Origin of the sequence: Streptomyces sp. NPDC085481 (assembly GCF_044541845.1) — a bacterium.
Classification (GTDB): Bacteria; Actinomycetota; Actinomycetes; order Streptomycetales; family Streptomycetaceae; genus Streptomyces.
In genome coordinates this window covers 20,757-38,808 of sequence record NZ_JBITTJ010000019.1, presented here as the reverse complement: position 1 = coordinate 38,808, position 18,052 = coordinate 20,757, and the positions used below count along the sequence as shown (strand labels likewise).

Here is an 18,052-nt window from a genome sequence, read left to right as displayed (position 1 = left end):
GGAGGTCGGCGCTTGGGGCGCGCTGAGGTTCGCGGGTGCGGATTCCGTTGTCGTCCGTGGCGTGTCCCTGGCTCCGGAAGGACCCTTCCATGCGCGTACGCGGGGCCCGGCGGGTCCTCGCCGCGGCCGTGGTGACCGGTGTCATCGGCGTTGCCTGGGTGGGGTGTTCGCAGGGTACGACGCGGGCGCGGCGGCGTTGACGGCGACGGGCGCGGAGCACGCGCAGGTGCCGGCTGGGCTGCCGGCGGCGGTGGAGGGGCCGGAGATCGCCGTCGGGCAGGCGGAGGCGCCGCACACGGTGACGGTTTTCGTCGATCCGCGGTGCGGCTGCCGCGCGAAGTCCGAGGAGACCCCGGGCACGGTGCTCGCGGTGGACGGTGCGCGGGCGCCGGATCGCGACCGGGTGTCCACCGCTCGGAATCGGCTGGCCAGGGCCGAGTGATCCGGGGCAGGCTGGCCTCATGATCCGTACCGCCGTACCTGCCGACGTGCCCGTCATCCACCGCCTGGTCCGCGAACTCGCGGAGTACGAGAAGGCCCTCGACGAGGTCCGTGCGACGCCCGAACAACTCCACGAGGCCCTCTTCGGCGACCGGCCCGCCGCCTTCGCCCACATCGCCGAGACGGCCGACGGCGAGGTCGCCGGCTTCGCCCTGTGGTTCCTGAACTTCTCCACCTGGCGGGGCGTCCACGGCATCTACCTGGAGGACCTCTACGTCCGCCCCGACCTCCGCGGCGGCGGCCACGGCAAGGCCCTCCTGACGGAACTGGCCCGCCTCTGCGTGGAGCGCGGCTACGAGCGCCTGGAGTGGTCGGTCCTGAACTGGAACAAGCCGTCGATCGAGTTCTACGAGTCCCTGGGCGCCCGCCCGCAGGATGAGTGGACGGTCTACCGCCTGACGGACACGGCCCTGACGGAGCTGGGGACGGTCTAGGGGGCGTCCCGCCGAGCATGCCGGGCTCCCGGCGTCCGTCTCGGTAGTGCACACTATGCGGTTCGCGCGCACCGATATCCGGGCGCGAAGATTTTTTGGGGGTCTGATGGAACGTCGTACGGTCCTACGTGGGCTGGTGGGTCTGCCGGTCGGGGCGGTGGCCGTCGTGTCCGGCGCCCAGCCCGCCTGGGCGGACTTCACCACCAAGGTGAATCCGTCGGTCAACTGGGGGACGTGGGAGGGGTGGGGCACGTCGTTGGCCTGGTGGGCCAATCAGCTGGGTCCCCAGGAGGATCTGGCCGACGTGCTGTTCAGCCGGAAGACCGTCCAGTTCCGCGGGCAGTCACTGCCCGGCCTGGGGATGAACGTGGTCCGCTACAACGCCGGTGGCTCGGGGACGAACAGCATCGGCGGCAGGACGATGAAGCCCGCGCCGACGCTGGACGGCTTCAAGCAGATCGAGGGCTACCAGCGCGACTGGTACTCGGCCGACCCGCAGTCGGCGAGCTGGAACTGGTACGCCGACGCGAACCAGCGCGACATGATGTGGCTGGCCAGGGATCGGGGCGCCGACAAGTTCGAGCTCTTCAGCAACTCGCCGATGTGGTGGATGCTGAAGAACGACGATCCGCGCGGGGCGGCGGACCCGCTGAAGTGCAACCTGCAGGACGGGAACTTCGGCCGCCACGCGGCCTACATGGCGACGGTGGCGCGGTACGCGCACGACCACTGGGGCATCGACTTCACCTCCGTCCAGCCGGTCAACGAGCCGGGGGCCAGCTGGGGCGGATATCCGGCGGGCTACATCGGCGGACAGGAAGGCTGCCACTACGACCGGCGCCAGCTCGCCGAGATCATCCGGCAGACCCGCACCCAGCTGGACGCCCGGGGGTTGCAGTGGATGATGGTGGCCGGCCTTGACGACTGGGGCGTCGGCAGTGCCGTGTACAACTGGAAGAACAACGCCGACTTCGACGCCGCCACCCGCGCGGCCGTGGGGCGGGTGAACGTCCACGGCTACGAATTCGACGGTGACCGCGCCGCGCTCTACAACACCGTGGCGGCGGACGGCAAGAACATCTGGATGTCCGAGTACGGCGACGGGGACACCAGCGGCCTGTTCCTCGCCCGTAACCTCAACTACGACCTGCGCTGGCTGCACCCCACGGCCTGGGTCATCTGGCAGATCCTCGACTGGGAGAACTACGGGGCGATCACCCTCACCAACGGGGTGATCGGCGCCGTCAACCCGAAGTACTTCGTCCTGGCCCAGTACATGCGCCACATCCGCCCGGGCATGAGGATCATCGACGCCGGTCATCCCGACGCCGTCGCGGCCTACGACAGCGTCAACCACAAACTCGTCATCGTCGCCGTGAACTACGGCGAGGGGCAGTGGATCGACTTCGACCTGTCCCGGTTCACCAGGCCCGGAACGGACGGCGCCCTCGTCGACCGTTGGGCCACCGGGACGGACGCCGGCGGCGAGCGCTACCAGCACCACGCGGACACCTTCGTACGAGGCAACCGGTTCTGGTCCTACTTCAACGCCCGCACCGTGCAGACCTTCGAGGTCTCCGACGTGTACCTGTAGCGGGAGGGCCGCGCGGGGCGGAGGTCGGCCGGGGTGTAGGAAGGGGGGATGGACATGGAGATTCAGCAGCGGTTCGAGCGGATCACGGGGTTCATCGAGGCGCGGCTCACGCCGTTGTTCGATCCCGCGAACGGGAGTGACCACGGGTTCGGGATGGATGACACGTCGCGGGCGCTGCGGGCGCTGAGGTACACCGTGCAGGCCGCGGCCGCCGTGAACGGGCTCGTGGAGAAGCGGGAGTCGGCGCCGGAGTTGCGGCAGGTGGTGGACCAGGCGTTGGAGCACAACTGGGATGTGCTGCGCTCCATCGCCCGGATGTGGGAGGACCACCCCGAGTTCCTCAAGGAGTTCAAGGGGCATTCCTGGGATGTGGTCGGGACGGCCTGAGCCTTACGGGATCAGGACCACCTTTCCCATCGTTCCCCGGGTTTCCAGGGCACGGTGGGCCTCCGCCGCGTCCTTCAAGGGGTAGCGCTGGACCGTCGGGCGCAGGGTGCCCTCCGTGGCGGCGGCCAGGGCGGCGAGTTCGAGGTTGCGGATGTCGCCGCCGGCCTTCTGGAGCATGGCCGGGCCCAGGACGGACTCCGACGTGATGCCGCGGGCCTTCAGCTGCTCCTCGGTGAAGGTGAGGGGCTTGCCGTCGTGGAGGCCCTCGCCCGACCAGCCGAAGACGACGTGTTGCCCGCCCTCGCCGAGGAGGTCGACCGCCGCGCGACCGGTCGCGCCGCCGACCGAGTCGTAGACCACCGTCGCCCGCCTCCCCAGGGAGTCCAGGTACGCGCGGACCTCGTCCGGCCAGTTCGGCCGCTTGTAGTCGACGGCCAGGTCGGCGCCGTTCTCGCGGACGCGGGCGACCTTCTCCGGGCCCCCGGCCAGGCCGATGACGGTGGCGCCGGCGTTCTTCGCGTACTGGACGAGGAGGGTGCCGACGCCGCCCGCCGCCGCCGGGACGATCGCGACCGAGTCCGGGCCGAGCTCGGTGAACTGCAGGATGCCGAGCGTGGTGCGGCCCGTGCCGATCATGGCGACGGCCTCCGCCTCGCCCAGGTGGTCCGGGAGTTCGTGGAGCCGCGCGGCGTCGGTGACGGTGAGTTCGGCGTAGCCGCCGGGGGCCATGCCGATGTGCGCGACGACCCGCTTGCCGAGCCACGCCGGGTCGGTGCCCTCGCCGAGCGCCTGCACCGTGCCGGCGACCTCGCGGCCGGGGACGGTGGGGAGTTCGGTGGGGACGGGGTACGGGCCCGACTGGCCCTCGCGCAGGGCGGTGTCCAGGAGGTGCACGCCGGCCGCGGCGACCTTGATCCGGACCTGGCCGGGGCCAGGGACCGGGTCCGGGGTCTCCTCGTACGTCAGGTTCTCGGCGGGGCCGAAGGCGTGGAGGCGGATGGCGTGCATGGTGGGCTCCCCGGGTTGGCGAAGGCGCGATGTGCTTTCGGGTACAGCCTTCAACCTCAAGCGGACTTCAGGTCAAGCGCCTTCCTGCGGCGCTCCGCCCGCAGCGCCAGCGACACCGCCTCCACCGCGCTCGTGAACGACACCTCCGCGAGGAGGCCCGGCGCCGCCACCTGGTCGCCCACCAGGTACACGCCGTCGCCCCGGTCGATCGCCGGCCGGTCGCGCCACGTGGTGCCGGGGCGGTCGACCGCGCCCGTACGGCCGTTGGAGACCGCCTCGCGCCGCCACACCGTCCGCTCGCGCCAGTCCGCGAACCCGAGGTCGAGCAGCCGCTCCGCGTGCGCGATCCCGTCCGCCTTCGACTCGCCGGGGCCGATCGGCAGCTGGGCCTGGATGAGCTGCTCGCCCGCAGGCGCGAGTCCCGGGTCCTGGGTGGTGAACCGCTCCACCCAGCCGGGCGCGTCCAGGTCCGAGAGCGCGAACGGGTCGCCCTTACGGGTACGCAGCGCCAGGTCGAACAGGACCGTACGGCCCGACTCCCACGTCAGCGACGGGTCGCCCAGCAGCCGGGCGGCGGACGGCAGGGCGGTCGCGACGACGACCGGGCCGTCGCCCACCGGCAGCGCGTCGATCCGGGACGAGGTCTCGATCCGTACGCCCAGCTCCCACGCGCGCGCCGCCATCCGCTCGACCAGCTGCCCCCAGCCGCCCTTGACGAAGTGCGCCTCGGCCGGGATCGACGTGGCCCGGTGCAGCCGCTCCTGTACGAAGCGGGCCGACAGCGCGCCCGGGTCGTGGTGGTAGAGCGCGACACCGCTGTACGACGCCGCCGCGTGCGCCGCGTCCGGCCCGGCGAGGCCCGTCGCCCAGGTGCGGAAGTCGACGTCCACGGGGGCCTGTTCGGCCGTACGGAAGGACTGGCGCAGGAAGCCGAGCGGGGGGACGCGGCGCAGGGCGCCCCGGTGGTGGAAGCGGATCTTGGCGGCTTCGAGGGCCGGCAGCGGGGCGAGTGCGCCGAGCAGGCCGCGCTGCTTCAGCCAGGTCCAGTGCGGGCCGCCGCTGTAGATCGCGTGCGGGCCGTCGTTGGTCCGGTACGGGCCCTCCGCGGTGCGGGCCCGGCCGCCGAGGGTGTGGTGCGACTCGTGCAGGGTCACCTTGGCCCCCGCCTCGGCGGCGGTGATCGCCGCGGTGAGTCCTGCGAAGCCGCCGCCGATGATCGTGATCTTCCGCATGTCCCGCTCCTCGTAGCCGTTCCTGTGTCGGTGCTTCACGTAGGGGACGGACGGGACGGCCGCGTTTGTGACATCGGGGCCGAAGGGACTGTCAGTGGCGTGCGTCACGATGGATCCATGAAGCGCAGGACGGTCCCGAAAGCCCGGAAGCCCGAGGTGCGGCTGCCGCCGCTGGAGCCGTACGAGGGGAGACTGGAGCCGGACGGGGACTACGAAGGGGTGGAGTTCGACGGCCTGGACCTCGCCGGTCAGGACGGCGTGGGGGCGCGGTTCCTGGACTGCGCGGTGCGCGGCTGCGCGCTCGACGAGGCACGGCTGACGGCGGCGCGCTTCCTCGACTCGGTGCTCGAAGGGGTACGGGGAGTCGGCACCGATCTGGCGGGGGCGCAGTTGCGGGACGTGGAGCTCGTGGACGCGCGGCTCGGCGGGACGCAGCTGCACGGGGCCGTGCTCGAGCGGGTGTGGGTGCGGGGCGGGAAGGCGGACTATCTGAACCTGCGGACGGCGAAGCTGAAGGACGTCGTCTTCGAGGGGTGCGTGCTGAGCGAGCCGGACTTCGGGGGTGCGGTCCTGGAGCGGGTGGAGTTCGTCGACTGCGTCCTGCTGGGGGCGGACTTCACCGGGGCGCGACTGAAGGACGTGGACCTGCGGGGCGTGCAGCGGCTGGAGATCGCGCGCGGGGTGGAAGCGCTCGCGGGCGCGGTGATCTCCACGGGGCAGCTGCTCGACCTCGCGCCGGTGTTCGCGGCGCAGTTGGGGGTGCGGGTGGAGGACTGACCCGTGGGGAGCACCGATCCGCCGGAAGTACGCCCTGGCTAGGGGACTCGCGGGAAGCGGGCCTGGAGGTCCCACACCACCGGGTTGTCGGCCAGGCCCTCGTGCATGTCCGTGAGGTCGGCGAGCAGGTCGTGGAGGAAGTCGCGGGCCTCGCGGCGCAGTGCCCGGTGGCTGAAGGTGAGCGGCGGTTCGTCGCCCGGCATCCAGTCGGCCTCCACGTCCACCCAGCCGAAGCGGCGCTCGAACAGCATCCGGTCCGAGGACTCGGTGAAGTCGAGCTCCGCGTGCTGCGGCTGCGAGGCCCTGCTGCCGCGCGGGTCGCGGTCGAGCTGCTCGACGATGTCGCACAGCGCCCACGCGAAGTCGAGCACCGGTACCCATCCCCAGGCTGTGGACACCTCCTGGTCCTTCACCGTGTCCGCGAGGTACACGTCACCGCAGAACAGGTCGTGCCGCAGCGCGCGGACGTCCGCGCGGCGGTAGTCCGTCTGCGGCGGGTCGGGGAAGCGGCGGGAGAGGGAGTAGCCGATGTCGAGCACGGACCGATGGTGTCACGCCCACGGGGTGCGGGGTGCGGTGGGCCTGGGGCGCCGGCGCGAGCCCGCGCCGGACCCCGCCCCCGCCGGGCTCAGGCGCGTGCGCCCAGCACGTGGACGAGCTGGCGGAAGGTGCCCTTGACCTTGTAGGTCCGCAGGTTCACCTGGTTGCCCTCGTAGAGGTCGCCGCTGCTCCACGGCGTGCAGTACGGGGAGTCGTGGCCCCGCGTGGTGACCTCCCGGACGTAGTCGCCGTCGAAGGTCTCGGTCACGTTCTTGTACATCTCCGTCTCCAGGCCGTAGCCGTCCGCGACCGTGTCGCAGACGCGGAAGGAGTCACCCGGTATGCCGTTGTACGGGTTGGCGTTCCACTCGACGCGGCCGCCCTGGATGTCCACGGCGACCGGGGCCGCGTACGCCGGCGAGGCCGGTACGGCCACGAGAAGGGACCCTGCGGCTGCGGCGAGGACGGCCGCGCGGCTCATCGTGCGCTTCACGTGCTTCTCCTGCGATGATCGTTCGGACTGTGCGAGGCAGGAGCCTACTGTCCCCGTCCGTGGACGGCCCGGGCCACCCGCGGTCCCAGCCAGCGCTTGAAGCGACGCAGCGGTTCGAGCCGCCCGGCGGCGCGGTCGAGGTGGTAGTAGAGCCCGGGCGGGACGTGGGGCAGGAGCGGGGAGTGGCGCTGGCCCAGGAGGGCGAACATCCGGGCCGGCTCCAGGCGCATGTAGCGGGGCAGGTTCTCGTACCACTGGGCGCTGTAGCGGGCCGCGCTCTGGGCCGGGAGCAGTTCGGACCGGCGGCGCCGGCCGTACGCGGTGAGGGCCGCGTCCGAAACGCCGTCCCGCAGGGCCGCCGCGAGCGCCAGCGCGTCCTCGAGGGCCAGGGTCGTGCCCGCGCCGATCGAGTAGTGGGTGGTGTGGGCCGCGTCGCCGAGCAGGACCAGGTTGTCGTGGTGCCAGGTGCGGCAGGTCAGGGTGCGGAAGGTGAGCCACTGGGCGCTGCCGTCGGCGTGCTCGCGGCCGATCAGCGGCTCGCCGTCGAGGAGGTCGGCGAACAGCTTCTCCAGCAGGCGCAGGCTGTCCGCCTCGTTCATCCGGTCGAGACCGAGGCCCGTCCAGGTGCCCGGCGCGCACTCGACGACACAGGTCGACCGCTCGCCGCTGAACCCGTACGCGTAGCACCAGATCCAGCCGTGCTCGGTCTCCTTGAAGGCGAAGCTGAAGGAGTCGAAGACCTTGGTCGTGCCGAGCCAGATGTACGGGTTGCGGCCGGTCGTGAACGCGGCGCCGAAGCGGTCCGCGTGCGCCTCGCGCAGCACGCTGTTCACGCCGTCGGCGGCCACGACGAGGTCCGCGCCGGCGAGTTCGGGCGCGTCCGGGCCGCTGACGCCGTGCTCGAACTCGACGCGTACGCCGAGCTCGCGGGCCCGGTCGGCGAGCAGCCCGAGCATCCGGCGGCGGCCGACGCCGAAGCCCGCGTCGCCGCGGTGCACGGTCCGCTCGTCGCGGACGATGGCCACGCCGTCGGTCCACGTGACGGAGGCGGCGGCGATGGCCTCGGCGGAGCCGGGGTCGCCGGCCCGCAGCTTGTCGAGGAGCCCCGCCCAGTACGTCACGCCCCAGCCGTACGTCGAGCCGGCCGGGTTCCGCTCGTACACGGTGATCTCGTGCGACGGATCCTGGCGCTTCATCAGGATCGAGAAGTACAGGCCGGCGGGCCCGCCGCCGACGACGGAGATCTTCACGTGCGCTCCCACGAGGACATGACATGACACTGTGCGCTGGAATGGCAACGCAGGGTAGCAGTGTGGGGGCGGGGCGGGAGGGGAATGCCGGGGAGGTCCGCCCGGCCGGGTTACGGGCCCTCACGGCGGAGGCGGTTCAGGGCCCTGCGGCAGGAGCGGTTGCGGCGGTCACGGGCCCTACGGCAGAAGGGTCAGGGCGGTCCCGGGCCCTACGGCAGCAAGCGCTGTTCCTTCGCCACCGCCACCGCGCCCGCGCGCGTGTCCACGCCGAGCTTCGCGTAGATCCGGCCCAGGTGGGTCTTCACCGTCGCCTCGCTGATGAACAGTGCCCGGGCGATCTCGCGGTTGCCGAGGCCGTGCGCGAGCTGGCCGAGGATGTCGCGCTCCCGGTCGGTGAGCGTGGGGCCGGCGGCGCCCCGCATCCGGTCCATGACCCGGCTGGCGACCGGCGGCGACAGCGTCGTACGGCCCTGGGCGGCGGAGTGGATCGCGGCGAACAGCTCCTCGGGGCGCTCGGCCTTCAGGAGGTAGCCGGTGGCGCCCGCCTCGATGGCGCGGGTGATGTCGGCGTCGGTGTCGTACGTCGTGAGGACCAGGACGTGCACACCGGTCGGGGCGATCCGGCGGGTGGCCTCCACACCGTCGATGCCCGGGCCGAGCTGGAGGTCCATCAGGACGACGTCCGGCTTCAGATGGCCGGCCATCGCGACCGCCTCCTCGCCGCTGCCGGCCTCGCCGACGACCTCGATGTCGGGGGTGCTGCCCAGCAGCGCGAGCAGGCCGGCCCGCACGACGGCGTGGTCGTCGCAGAGCAGGATCCGTACGGTCGTCACTCGTCGGCCTCCGCGGCACTCGACGGGGGGAGCAGGGGGATCGCGGCCGAGAGCACGGTGCCCTCGCCCGGGGCGGACTCGATCGTCAGGGTGCCGCCCAGCTGCTGTGCCCGCACCCGCATCGCGGGCAGGCCGTGGCCCCGTACGCCGTCGTCCGGGCGGGTGCCCGCCGGGTCGAAGCCGCGTCCGTCGTCGGCGACGTCGAGGACGACCTGGTCGTCCAGGTAGGTGAGGGTCAGCGCGGCGGAGGCGGCGGCCGCGTGCTCGCGGATGTTGGCGAGGGCGCCCTGCGCGACCCGCAGCAGCGCCGACTGCACCCGGTCCGGCAGCACGACCGCCGTCCCGTCGACCCGGAACGCCGCCGACTCGCGCGCCGCGAGCCCGCGCAGCGCCTGCTCCAGGCCACCGCCCTCGGCGAGGTCGGCGGGGGCGAGGTCGTGCACGAAGCGGCGGGCCTCGGCGAGGTTGCGTTCGGCGATCGACTCGGCCGTACGGACGTGGCGGCGGGCGGTCGCCGGGTCGCTGTCCCAGGTGCGGTCGGCGGCCTGGAGCAGCATCTGCTGGCTGGACAGGCCCTGTGCGAGGCTGTCGTGGATCTCCATGGAGAGCCGCTGCCGCTCGGCGAGGGTGCCCTCGCGGCGCTCGGTCGCGGCCAGCTCGCGGCGGGTGCGGATCAGGTCGTCGATCAACGCCCGCTGCCGGTCCGCCTGCCGCTGCGCGTGTACGAAGACGGCGGTCGCGATGGCGGCGACGGCCGGCGGGGCGATGACGAGGTTCGGGTCGAAGCCGCCGTGCGAGAGCTGCACCTGCGCCGTCACGACGAACACGGTGAGCAGCGCGACCAGGCCGAGCGCGGCGCGCGGCGGAAGGGTGCGCAGGCCCGTGTAGAAGAGCGGCACCGCGCACCAGGCGAAGCTCGGCGCGAGCACCACCAGGACCATCCACACGGCGACGACCGTGCCCAGCCAGGCGATCCGGCGGGGCGTGGCGCGGGTGCCGAGGACGGGGCCGAGGAGGTAGAGGGAGGCCAGCGCGCCGGAGAGCGCCACGATCCACGGGCTGCGGTCCTCCCACGGGTGGCGCAGCAGGAAGCGGGCCAGGGAGGCGCCGAGGAGGAGGAAGAAGGCCACGTGCATGACCCGCCCCAGCCAGCGGGCGTCCGGGTCCTGCTCCATGCTCTGCCTCTTCGCCGTGTCGTCGTGTCGTCGTGTCGCCGTGTCGCCGTGTCGTCGTGGGGCTTGACCTGGGAATTCGTATCCATCCTGGCCCACGAGGACCAGAGCGGCATCAACCGATCGGCTGACACCCCCGTCATCCATCATGCGCGGCGACGGCAGCCGGTACGCGGACCGTACGGGCCCGGTTCCGGCCGGAGGATCGATGGCAGAGCGAACGGAACACCCCTCCTCGAACGCCTCGACTCCCAGGAGCCCGCCATGAAGAAGAAGTTCCTCCTCGGCACCACCGCCGCCGTCGTCCTCGCCGCCGGCACCTTCGGCGCCGTCTCCGCGAACGCCTCCGCCCCGCAGGCCGCCCCCGCCGCGGCCGTCGCCAAGAAGGCCGACGCCGACAACGACAACCTGCGCCAGTCCACGCACCTGACGGTCGCCGCCGCCACCAAGGCCGCGCAGGCCACCCTGAAGGCCGCCGAGAAGGAGAACCAGCGGGTCTCCGTCGCCGTCGTCGACCGCAACGGCAACACCATCGTCACCCTGCGCGGCGACGGTGCCGGCCCGCAGTCCTACGAGTCCGCCGAGCGCAAGGCGTTCACCGCCGTCTCGTGGAACGCCCCGACCTCCGTCCTCGCCGGCCGCCTGGCCCAGGCCCCGAACCTGAAGGACATCCCCGGCACCCTCTTCCTCGCCGGCGGCGCGCCCGTGACCGCGGACGGCGCCCCGATCGCCGGCATCGGCGTGGCCGGTGCGCCGTCGGGCGACCTGGACGAGAAGTTCGCCCAGGCGGGCGTGGCGTCGCTCGGCGACTGACGTCGTGACCGGTCGGCAGGCGTCGCCCCCGAGCGACTGGCGCCGTACCTGACGGAGTAGCGCCCTCTGTGGCTCAGCGGCGCCCGGTCCCCCCACCGGGTGCCGCTGATTCGTGCGCACGGCCGTTTCGTCTGCGTGCTTAGGATCGGTTCGTGAGCACTCGTCGTCGCGTTCGGTCCGGAGCCCTGGCCTTCGCCCTCGCCCTGCTCGTCGCCGGCTGCACCGGTGACGGCTCCGGCGGTGTGAAGGGCACGCCCGGAGCGGCCGGGCTGCGCGACCCGTACTTCCCCAAGCTCGGCAACGGCGGCTACGACGTCGGCCACTACGCCCTCACCCTCGCCTACGACCCCGCCACCGGCCGCCTCGACGGCCGGGCCGAGATCACCGCGAAGGCCACCCAGGACCTCAGCGCCTTCAACCTGGACCTCGCCGGGCTCACCGTCAGCGAGGCGACCGTCGACGGGGCGCCCGCCGCGGTCAACCGGGCCGGGAACGAGCTGACCCTGCGCCCGCGCGAGGACATCGACGACGGGGCGGAGTTCCGCGCCGTGGTCACCTACGGCGGCGTGCCGCAGACCCTCACGGACGCGGACGGTTCGAAGGAGGGCTGGCTGAAGACCGCCGACGGCGCCCTCGCGCTCGGCCAGCCGACCGGCTCCATGGCCTGGTTCCCGGGCAACCACCACCCCGCCGACAAGGCCGCGTACGACATCACCGTCACCGTCCCCGCCGGAGTGCGCGCGCTGTCCAACGGCGTCCTCACCTCGGAGAAGAAGACCGCCGACGGCCACACCACCTCCGTCTGGCACACGGCCGAACCGATGGCCGGCTATCTCGCGACCCTCGCGATCGGGCGGTACGACACCTCGACCGCGACCGCCCTGGGCAAGGTCCCGGTCCTGACCGCCGCCGACCCGACCGTCGCCCCACAGAGCGCCGCCCTGCGCGCGCGGCTGCCCGAGATCCTGGAGTGGGAGACGGAGAACTTCGGCCCGTACCCCTTCGCCGCGGCCGGGGCGATCGTCGAGCGGCCCGGGGACGTCGGCTACGCGCTCGAGACCCAGACCCGGCCCGTCTTCCCGCTCTCCTCCTTCGACACCCCGACCCTCGTCCACGAGCTGGCCCACCAGTGGTACGGCGACTCCGTCTCGCCGGCGTCCTGGAAGGACATCTGGCTGAACGAGAGCTTCGCGACGTACGCGGAATGGCTGTACGCGGAGGACTTCGAGAACACCCCGGCGCAGAAGAGCTTCGAGAAGGCCTTCGCCGACGAAGACGCCTGGGCCTTCCCGCCCGCCGACCCCCCGGCCGCCGAGGACCTGTTCGGCACGCCCGTCTACCAGCGTGGCGCGATGGTGCTGCACAAGGTGCGGCAGGCGGTCGGCGACGACGCCTTCTACGAGATCCTGGCGGGCTGGCCGGCGAAGCACCGGTACGGCAACGCGACGACGGAGGACTTCACCGCGTACGTGGAGTCGGTGGCGGGCGAGGACCTTCAGGAGCTGTGGGACGTGTGGCTGTACGGGGACGAGAAGCCCGCCCGGCCTTAGGGCCGGCCTAGAGCGGCTTGCGGAGCACGACGCAGGGGCGGCCGTGGGCCAGGTCCGGGCGGCGGGCGGTCTCCTCGTAGCCGAGGGAGGTCCAGAAGGCGAGCGCCCCGGGGTTGTTCTCCAGGACGGCGAGCCTGAGTCCCGTACGGCCTGCGGCGCGGAAGCGGTCCTCGACGTACGCGGCGAGGCGGCGGCCGTGGCCGGCCCGGTGTTCGGCGGCGTGCACCATCAACAGGCCGAGCCACGGGTCCGGTTCGGCCGGGTCGGGGTGGTGCGCGAGGGTGACGGCGACGGCGACCAGGCGGCCGCCGGACCGGGCCAGCAGCACCTCGGCGCCCGGCTCGGCGAGCTCGTCGGCGAGGGCGGCGGCGACCTGCTCGGGCCGGATGTCGCCGGGGTCCGGGAAATCGCCGCTGAGTTGCTGGAAGGCCTGGTTCGATGCGTAGAGCCCGGTGAGCTCGGTGAGCAGCGGGCCGGGCAGGTCGCGGGGGTCCTTGGCGGCCAGGGGTTCGACGATCACGCGGGCAAGGGTAGAGCGCGGGGCCGTCTGCGCGACGGCGAAGGCGCGGGAGGCGGGAGAGCCCCGGCGCGCGCGGCGCGGCCGGGGCTCCTCGTCATGCCGACGGGCCGGGTCAGAGGTTGACGCCGAAGTCGCGGGCGATGCCCTCCAGGCCGGAGGCGTAACCCTGGCCGACCGCGCGGAACTTCCACTCCGCGCCGTTGCGGTACAGCTCGCCGAAGACCATGGCCGTCTCGACGGCCGCGTCCTCCGACAGGTCGTAGCGGGCGATCTCGGCGCCGCCGGCCTGGTTGACGATGCGGATGTACGCGTTGCGGACCTGGCCGAAGTTCTGCGAGCGGTTGACCGCGTCGTAGATGGAGACCGGGAAGACGATCTTGTCGACGCCGGCCGGGAGGCCCGCCAGGTTGACGTTGATCTGCTCGTCGTCGCCGCCGCCCTCGCCGGTGCGGTTGTCACCGGTGTGGACGATGGTCTGGTCCGGCGTGGACTTGTTGTTGAAGAAGACGAAGTGGCCGTCGGAGACGACCTTGCCCACGGCGTCGACGCCGATGGCGGAGGCGTCGAGGTCGAAGTCGGTGCCCGTGGTCGTACGGACGTCCCAGCCGAGGCCCACGGTGACGGCGGTGAGGCCCGGGGCCTCCTTGGTCAGGGAGACGTTGCCGCCCTTGGAGAGGCTTACAGCCATGGGAAGTCCCTTTCTCGGGTCCTGCTTCTCGGGTCCTGCGCGGGCGGCGACTCGATCGTCGCCCGCTCGCAATAACGCGCGGGGAAGCGCGACGGTTCCAAAACAGGATGACGGGCGGGTGGCGATCCGGGGACGATGGGGGGCATGTCCGGTCCGTATCTCATCCGCGGCTCCGTCTCGCTGCCCGAGGCCGAGCTCATGTGGCGTTTCTCGCGGTCGTCGGGACCGGGTGGCCAGCACGTCAACACCAGCGACTCGCAGGTGGAGCTCCGCTTCGACCTGGCGGCGACCGAGGCGCTGCCTCCGGTGTGGAAGGAGCGGGCCCTGGAGCGGCTCGCCGGGCGGCTGGTGAACGGGGTCGTCACGGTCCGCGCCTCGGAGCACCGCTCCCAGTGGCGCAACCGGGAGACCGCCGCGGTCCGCCTCACCGCCCTCCTCGCCGAGGCCACCGCCCCGCCGCCGAAGCCGCGCCGCGCGACGAAGATCCCCCGCGGCATCAACGAGCGGCGCCTGCGCGAGAAGAAGCAGCGCTCGGACACCAAGCGCGGCCGCCAGGGCCGCGACTGGGGCTGACGGGGCTTCACCCCGTCGGGCCCCCACCGGGGCGCTGCCCCGCCGTGCTCCCACCGGGGCGCTGCCCCGCCGTGGCCCCTCAGCCGAGCGTCCGGTACTTCCCCCGGAAGTACGTCAGTGGTCCGCCCTCCGCCGACGGCAGGTTCGCGGCCAGGACGCGGGCCACGACCAGGGTGTGGTCGCCGGCCACGACGCGGTTCTCCGTGCGGCACTCCAGGGTGGCCAGGGCGCCGCCCATCAGGGGCGCGTTGCTGTGCGGGCCGCGGGTGTACGGGAGGTCGGCGAAGAGCAGGCGGTCGCTGACGCGGCCCTTCATCGCGAAGCGGCCGGCGATGTGGCGCTGGCTCTCGGAGAGCAGCGAGACCGCCCAGACCGGGACCTCGTCGAGCAGGTCGTCCATCCGCGAGCCGTTGCGCAGGCTCACCATGACCAGCGGCGGGTCGAGGGAGACCGAGAGGAAGGCGGTGGCGGTCATGCCGACGTCCTCACCGTGCGGGCCGTCCTCCGGGTCGTGCGCCGTCACCAGGACCACGCCCGCGGCCAGGCGGGACATGGCGCCCTTGAACTCGTCGTTGCTCACCCCCTCAGCATGAGGGATGGCCAGGTCGCGGGTGGGGGTCTGTTGCAGCACCCTCGCACGCTAGTCCGGGCGGGAAGTCCCCTACATCGGGCGCCGGGACCAGCCGGGTTCCCCCGCGGGTCCTAGGACCCCGTTCGGGGGCCTGTTCGAACCACCGTTCCGCGCAGTTCACCCGCCGTTCGGAAACCTCCGCACCGCTCTGTGACTTGAGTCACAGAGCGCAGTATTTGTTGACCCTGTGTACCGGGTGCACAGCTCGCTGTGATTCAGTGGCGGGGACAGTGCAGTACGAAGCCGATGAGAACCCTGGAGTTAGCTGTCGAGGTCTCGGGGAGAGCGAGCAATGGAGACCGAGTCGGAGCCGTACGTCCGTCTTGCGACCCTGCGGCAGCTGCATCAGGTCGTGGCGGACCTCAACACCGCCCGCAGCCTTGCGGACACCCTGCAGGCCGTCGCCGACGGCATCGTCGCGGGGCTCAACTATGAGCTGGCCTGCGTCAACCTCGTGCGCCCCGACGGCGACCTGGTCGTCGCCGCCTTCGCCGGCAGCCCCGCAGCCGAAGCCCTGATCACCGGCCGGGTCGGCTCCCGCACCTCCTGGGAGCGGCGGCTCTCCATGGGCGAGCCCTGGGGCGACCTGCGGTTCATACCGCACACCGAGGGCTGGGTGCTCATGGAGGACGACGTCCCGCAGTGGCACACCGAGGGCCCCGCGCCCCGCTTCGAAGACGAGTGGCACCCCCACGACCGGCTCTACGCCCCCATGTACGCCTCCGGCTCCGGCCGCGAGCTGCTCGGCGTGATCTCCGTCGACCGGCCGCGCAACGGACGCCACCCCGGCCCCTGGGGCCGCGAGGCCCTCCAGATGTACGCCTCCCAGTCGGCCATCGCCATCAGCAACGCCCGGCTCCGCTCCAACATGCAGCGCGCCCTGGTCCGCCTGGAGCGCGAGCAGCAGGCCCTGCGCGCCAGCGAGGAGTCGTTCCGGCAGGCCTTCGAGTACGCGCCCTCCGGCATGGCCATCGCCGAGATGGGCGGCGACCAGCACGGCCGCCTGCTCCGTACCAACGACGCCCTGTGCCGGCTGCTCGGCCGCCCGGCCTCCGTGATGCGCCGCTACTCCTTCGCCGACCTCGTCCACCCCGAGGACATAGGCACCCTGCTGCGCACCTCCGCCGAGGGCGGCCGCGCCGAGCTGCGCCTCGGCCGCCGCGACGGCACCTACGTCTGGGTCTCGCTGCGCAACTCCGTCGTCGCCGACACCGCCGACGGCCCCCGCTTCCTCCTCACCCACGTCGAGGACATCGAGGAGCGCAAGCGCCACGAGCTGCAGCTCGCCCACCGCGCCTCGCACGACGCCCTCACCGGCCTGCCGAACAGCGCCGAGCTCCGCTCCCGGCTCTCCGCCCGCCTCTGCGAGCGCCCCTTCGCCGGCTCCGGCGCCTCCGCCGACGAGTACGAGCCGCCGTACGACCACGAGCACGAGCACGGCTTCGGCTTCTCGCCGGTCGACGGCGCCGTCGGCCCGTACGACCACCACGTGCACTCCGTCGCCCCCACCGGCGGCGACATCGACGACGGGACGAAGGGGCTCGCCGTCCTCTTCTGCGACCTCGACGGCTTCAAGTCGATCAACGACCGCTTCGGCCACCACACCGGCGACGCCGTGCTCATCGAGGTCGCCCGCCGCCTGACCACGGGTGTACGGGACGGGGACACCGTCGCCAGGCTCGGCGGCGACGAGTTCGTCGTCCTCGCCGACGGCCTGGGCTCGGCCGACGCCGCCGACCTCGCCGTACGGCTGCGCAACGCGATCATTCCGCCGATCCGGGTCGACGGGCGGGCGGTGCGGGTCGGTGCCAGTTTCGGCATCGGCTGGGCCGAGTGCGGCATGACCGTCGAAGAGGTCCTGAACAGCGCCGACCAGCGGATGTACATCGAGAAGCGGTCCCGCTCGAAGGTCCACCGCAGGGCCGGCTGAGCCGCGCCGTAACGCCTGCCGAGATCTACGTTCACCGGTCGTACACAAAGCGCCGGATCGGCGACAGGGCCGTTCGAGGTAGGCTCGGCCGGTCGGCGACGGCCGGCGAGCAGGGAAAAGGAGTGACCCGGATGGCTGCGGGGAACGACGGCGCGAAGACGCCCGAGGACGACGATCCGTTCGGCTACCTGTACGCGGACGGACAGGCAGCAGGTGCTCAGCCGCCCCAGGGCGGCGGCTACGGCTACCCGGGTCCCGCGGCCCAGCCGGGCGTGCCCCGCACCTCGTACAACCAGGTCCGCACGGTCGGCGAGCGGCAGTACGGCGGCCACGCGCAGCCCCACGTGCCGCAGCAGCAGCAGTACGGCCAGCCGCACCCGCAGTACGCGGCCCCCGAGACCTACCCGGGCGGCGCCCCCACCCGGCAGTCCCCGCTGCCCCCCACCGGGCACGGCGGCGGCTCGGGGCGCGGCCCGAACACCAAGGGCCTGCTCATCGGCGCGGTCTCGGTCGTCGCGGTCGTGGTGATCGGCATCACGGCGGCCGTCATCAGCAACGGCGGCGACGAGAACGACAGCGCGGGCGGCGCGGGCGGCAAGCAGACCGGCGCCCCCTCCCAGGTCTCCGAGTCCCCGTCGGTCGACCCCAGCCCCTCGTCGCAGCCCCCGGCGGAGCTGCCCCAGCAGGACGCGGCGACGCTGAAGCTGGGTGGTTCGGCGGCGCTCGCCAGGGACATCAAGGGCGCGGAGGGCGCCGACGGCGCGTACGTGAACGGGTTCAACGCGCTCGGCTCGTCGGTGACCTGGCAGGCGGACGTGCCCGAGGCCGGGCAGTACTACCTGTACGTGCGGTACGCGATCCCGGCGAAGGACGCGAACGCGACGCTGACCGTCAACGACAAGGCGAACACCAACCCGATAGGGCTGAAGAACTTCATCGCGTCGACGGACCCGAACCTGGAGAAGAACTGGCAGACCACCTGGGCTCCGGTCACCCTCCAGCAGGGGCAGAACACGATCAAGCTGTCGTGCGAGGCGGGCAACCAGTGCGACGCGGTCTTCGACTGGCTGAAGATCAGCAAGACGAAGCTCAGCGGCTGAGGCAGCAGCGGCTGAGGCGCTGAGCG

Annotated in this window: 20 protein-coding genes; 10 read left to right on the top strand and 10 right to left on the bottom strand. The window is 72.5% G+C overall.

What is annotated here, in order from left to right:
• Positions 1 to 163: 163 nt before the first annotated feature.
• The 4 genes from ACIGEZ_RS30865 (at position 164) to ACIGEZ_RS30850 (ending at position 2,916) form a co-directional block, all read left to right on the top strand.
• Entirely contained in the window at positions 164 to 442 is a 279-nt protein-coding gene (locus tag ACIGEZ_RS30865; RefSeq protein WP_399837631.1) for a hypothetical protein, read from the top strand.
• A gap of 19 nt (positions 443 to 461) precedes the next feature.
• Entirely contained in the window at positions 462 to 935 is a 474-nt protein-coding gene (locus tag ACIGEZ_RS30860) for a GNAT family N-acetyltransferase (protein WP_399837628.1), read from the top strand.
• Between the two features lie 136 nt (positions 936 to 1,071).
• Complete coding sequence (locus ACIGEZ_RS30855; RefSeq protein ID WP_399837625.1) at positions 1,072 to 2,529, top strand: glycoside hydrolase; 1,458 nt, start codon at positions 1,072 to 1,074, stop codon at positions 2,527 to 2,529.
• Positions 2,530 to 2,583: 54 nt separating this feature from the next.
• Positions 2,584 to 2,916, top strand: a complete 333-nt coding sequence (locus ACIGEZ_RS30850) for a hypothetical protein (RefSeq protein WP_399837621.1) — start codon at positions 2,584 to 2,586, stop codon at positions 2,914 to 2,916.
• A gap of 3 nt (positions 2,917 to 2,919) precedes the next feature.
• Here ACIGEZ_RS30850 and ACIGEZ_RS30845 read toward each other — a convergent pair whose 3' ends face one another.
• Both ACIGEZ_RS30845 and ACIGEZ_RS30840 read right to left on the bottom strand, forming a co-directional pair.
• Positions 2,920 to 3,924 (bottom strand): zinc-binding dehydrogenase, encoded by a 1,005-nt coding sequence (locus ACIGEZ_RS30845; RefSeq protein ID WP_399837618.1) that lies wholly within the window; start codon positions 3,922 to 3,924, stop codon positions 2,920 to 2,922.
• 56 nt (positions 3,925 to 3,980) lie between these two features.
• Positions 3,981 to 5,156 carry an NAD(P)-binding protein gene (locus ACIGEZ_RS30840; protein WP_399837615.1) on the bottom strand — a complete coding sequence of 392 codons (1,176 nt, stop codon included), beginning with the start codon at positions 5,154 to 5,156 and terminating at the stop codon, positions 3,981 to 3,983.
• A gap of 117 nt (positions 5,157 to 5,273) precedes the next feature.
• On the opposite strand from ACIGEZ_RS30840, the gene ACIGEZ_RS30835 reads away from it, so the two are divergent.
• The gene (locus tag ACIGEZ_RS30835) at positions 5,274 to 5,933 is read left to right on the top strand and encodes a pentapeptide repeat-containing protein (protein WP_399837612.1); all 660 of its coding nucleotides are present in this window, start codon (positions 5,274 to 5,276) and stop codon (positions 5,931 to 5,933) included.
• Between the two features lie 38 nt (positions 5,934 to 5,971).
• On the opposite strand, the gene ACIGEZ_RS30830 is transcribed toward ACIGEZ_RS30835, so the two are convergent.
• The 5 genes from ACIGEZ_RS30830 to ACIGEZ_RS30810 all read right to left on the bottom strand — a co-directional run bounded on the left by ACIGEZ_RS30830 (position 5,972) and on the right by ACIGEZ_RS30810 (position 10,224).
• Positions 5,972 to 6,472 carry a hypothetical protein gene (locus ACIGEZ_RS30830; RefSeq protein WP_399837609.1) on the bottom strand — a complete coding sequence of 167 codons (501 nt, stop codon included), beginning with the start codon at positions 6,470 to 6,472 and terminating at the stop codon, positions 5,972 to 5,974.
• 89 nt (positions 6,473 to 6,561) lie between these two features.
• A complete protein-coding gene (locus ACIGEZ_RS30825; protein WP_399837606.1) occupies positions 6,562 to 6,966 on the bottom strand; it encodes a hypothetical protein in 405 nt (134 codons plus the stop codon).
• A 44-nt stretch (positions 6,967 to 7,010) separates the two neighbouring features.
• Positions 7,011 to 8,216: an FAD-dependent monooxygenase gene (locus ACIGEZ_RS30820; RefSeq protein ID WP_399837887.1), complete on the bottom strand. Its 1,206-nt coding sequence runs from the start codon at positions 8,214 to 8,216 to the stop codon at positions 7,011 to 7,013.
• A 209-nt stretch (positions 8,217 to 8,425) separates the two neighbouring features.
• A complete protein-coding gene (locus ACIGEZ_RS30815) occupies positions 8,426 to 9,049 on the bottom strand; it encodes a response regulator (protein WP_399837603.1) in 624 nt (207 codons plus the stop codon).
• Positions 9,046 to 10,224: a sensor histidine kinase gene (locus ACIGEZ_RS30810; RefSeq protein WP_399837600.1), complete on the bottom strand. Its 1,179-nt coding sequence runs from the start codon at positions 10,222 to 10,224 to the stop codon at positions 9,046 to 9,048. The genes ACIGEZ_RS30815 and ACIGEZ_RS30810 overlap by 4 nt, the downstream gene beginning before the upstream one ends.
• Positions 10,225 to 10,485: 261 nt before the next feature.
• On the opposite strand from ACIGEZ_RS30810, the gene ACIGEZ_RS30805 reads away from it, so the two are divergent.
• Together ACIGEZ_RS30805 and ACIGEZ_RS30800 are read left to right on the top strand one after the other, a co-directional pair.
• Complete coding sequence (locus tag ACIGEZ_RS30805) at positions 10,486 to 11,034, top strand: heme-binding protein (protein WP_399837596.1); 549 nt, start codon at positions 10,486 to 10,488, stop codon at positions 11,032 to 11,034.
• A 152-nt stretch (positions 11,035 to 11,186) separates the two neighbouring features.
• Positions 11,187 to 12,584, top strand: a complete 1,398-nt coding sequence (locus ACIGEZ_RS30800; protein ID WP_399837593.1) for a M1 family metallopeptidase — start codon at positions 11,187 to 11,189, stop codon at positions 12,582 to 12,584.
• Positions 12,585 to 12,591: 7 nt separating this feature from the next.
• Here ACIGEZ_RS30800 and ACIGEZ_RS30795 read toward each other — a convergent pair whose 3' ends face one another.
• Positions 12,592 to 13,104 (bottom strand): GNAT family N-acetyltransferase, encoded by a 513-nt coding sequence (locus ACIGEZ_RS30795; protein ID WP_399837591.1) that lies wholly within the window; start codon positions 13,102 to 13,104, stop codon positions 12,592 to 12,594.
• A 112-nt stretch (positions 13,105 to 13,216) separates the two neighbouring features.
• A complete protein-coding gene (locus ACIGEZ_RS30790) occupies positions 13,217 to 13,792 on the bottom strand; it encodes a TerD family protein (protein ID WP_399837588.1) in 576 nt (191 codons plus the stop codon).
• A gap of 135 nt (positions 13,793 to 13,927) precedes the next feature.
• Here ACIGEZ_RS30790 and arfB point away from each other — a divergent pair, with 135 nt between their 5' ends.
• On the top strand, positions 13,928 to 14,365 hold the full coding sequence (gene arfB / locus ACIGEZ_RS30785) for an alternative ribosome rescue aminoacyl-tRNA hydrolase ArfB (RefSeq protein WP_399837586.1): 438 nt from the start codon (positions 13,928 to 13,930) through the stop codon (positions 14,363 to 14,365).
• 79 nt (positions 14,366 to 14,444) lie between these two features.
• Here arfB and ACIGEZ_RS30780 read toward each other — a convergent pair whose 3' ends face one another.
• Positions 14,445 to 14,996 carry a flavin reductase family protein gene (locus tag ACIGEZ_RS30780; RefSeq protein ID WP_399837583.1) on the bottom strand — a complete coding sequence of 184 codons (552 nt, stop codon included), beginning with the start codon at positions 14,994 to 14,996 and terminating at the stop codon, positions 14,445 to 14,447.
• Between the two features lie 292 nt (positions 14,997 to 15,288).
• Here ACIGEZ_RS30780 and cdgB point away from each other — a divergent pair, with 292 nt between their 5' ends.
• Positions 15,289 to 16,926 carry a diguanylate cyclase CdgB gene (gene cdgB / locus ACIGEZ_RS30775; protein WP_399837581.1) on the top strand — a complete coding sequence of 546 codons (1,638 nt, stop codon included), beginning with the start codon at positions 15,289 to 15,291 and terminating at the stop codon, positions 16,924 to 16,926.
• 131 nt (positions 16,927 to 17,057) lie between these two features.
• The gene (locus ACIGEZ_RS30770; RefSeq protein WP_399837579.1) at positions 17,058 to 18,026 is read left to right on the top strand and encodes a CBM35 domain-containing protein; all 969 of its coding nucleotides are present in this window, start codon (positions 17,058 to 17,060) and stop codon (positions 18,024 to 18,026) included.
• Positions 18,027 to 18,052: the final 26 nt, after the last annotated feature.

What these genes read in the sequence shown, in the direction of transcription:
- ACIGEZ_RS30860 (WP_399837628.1), top strand. Translation starts at nt 462, where the DNA reads ATGATCCGTACCGCCGTACCTGCCGACGTGCCCGTCATCCACCGCCTG.
- ACIGEZ_RS30850 (WP_399837621.1), top strand. Translation starts at nt 2,584, where the DNA reads ATGGAGATTCAGCAGCGGTTCGAGCGGATCACGGGGTTCATCGAGGCG.
- ACIGEZ_RS30845 (WP_399837618.1), bottom strand. Translation starts at nt 3,924, where the DNA reads ATGCACGCCATCCGCCTCCACGCCTTCGGCCCCGCCGAGAACCTGACG.
- ACIGEZ_RS30840 (WP_399837615.1), bottom strand. Translation starts at nt 5,156, where the DNA reads ATGCGGAAGATCACGATCATCGGCGGCGGCTTCGCAGGACTCACCGCG.
- ACIGEZ_RS30835 (WP_399837612.1), top strand. Translation starts at nt 5,274, where the DNA reads ATGAAGCGCAGGACGGTCCCGAAAGCCCGGAAGCCCGAGGTGCGGCTG.
- ACIGEZ_RS30810 (WP_399837600.1), bottom strand. Translation starts at nt 10,224, where the DNA reads ATGGAGCAGGACCCGGACGCCCGCTGGCTGGGGCGGGTCATGCACGTG.
- ACIGEZ_RS30805 (WP_399837596.1), top strand. Translation starts at nt 10,486, where the DNA reads ATGAAGAAGAAGTTCCTCCTCGGCACCACCGCCGCCGTCGTCCTCGCC.
- ACIGEZ_RS30790 (WP_399837588.1), bottom strand. Translation starts at nt 13,792, where the DNA reads ATGGCTGTAAGCCTCTCCAAGGGCGGCAACGTCTCCCTGACCAAGGAG.
- arfB (WP_399837586.1), top strand. Translation starts at nt 13,928, where the DNA reads ATGGGGGGCATGTCCGGTCCGTATCTCATCCGCGGCTCCGTCTCGCTG.
- cdgB (WP_399837581.1), top strand. Translation starts at nt 15,289, where the DNA reads ATGGAGACCGAGTCGGAGCCGTACGTCCGTCTTGCGACCCTGCGGCAG.
- ACIGEZ_RS30770 (WP_399837579.1), top strand. Translation starts at nt 17,058, where the DNA reads ATGGCTGCGGGGAACGACGGCGCGAAGACGCCCGAGGACGACGATCCG.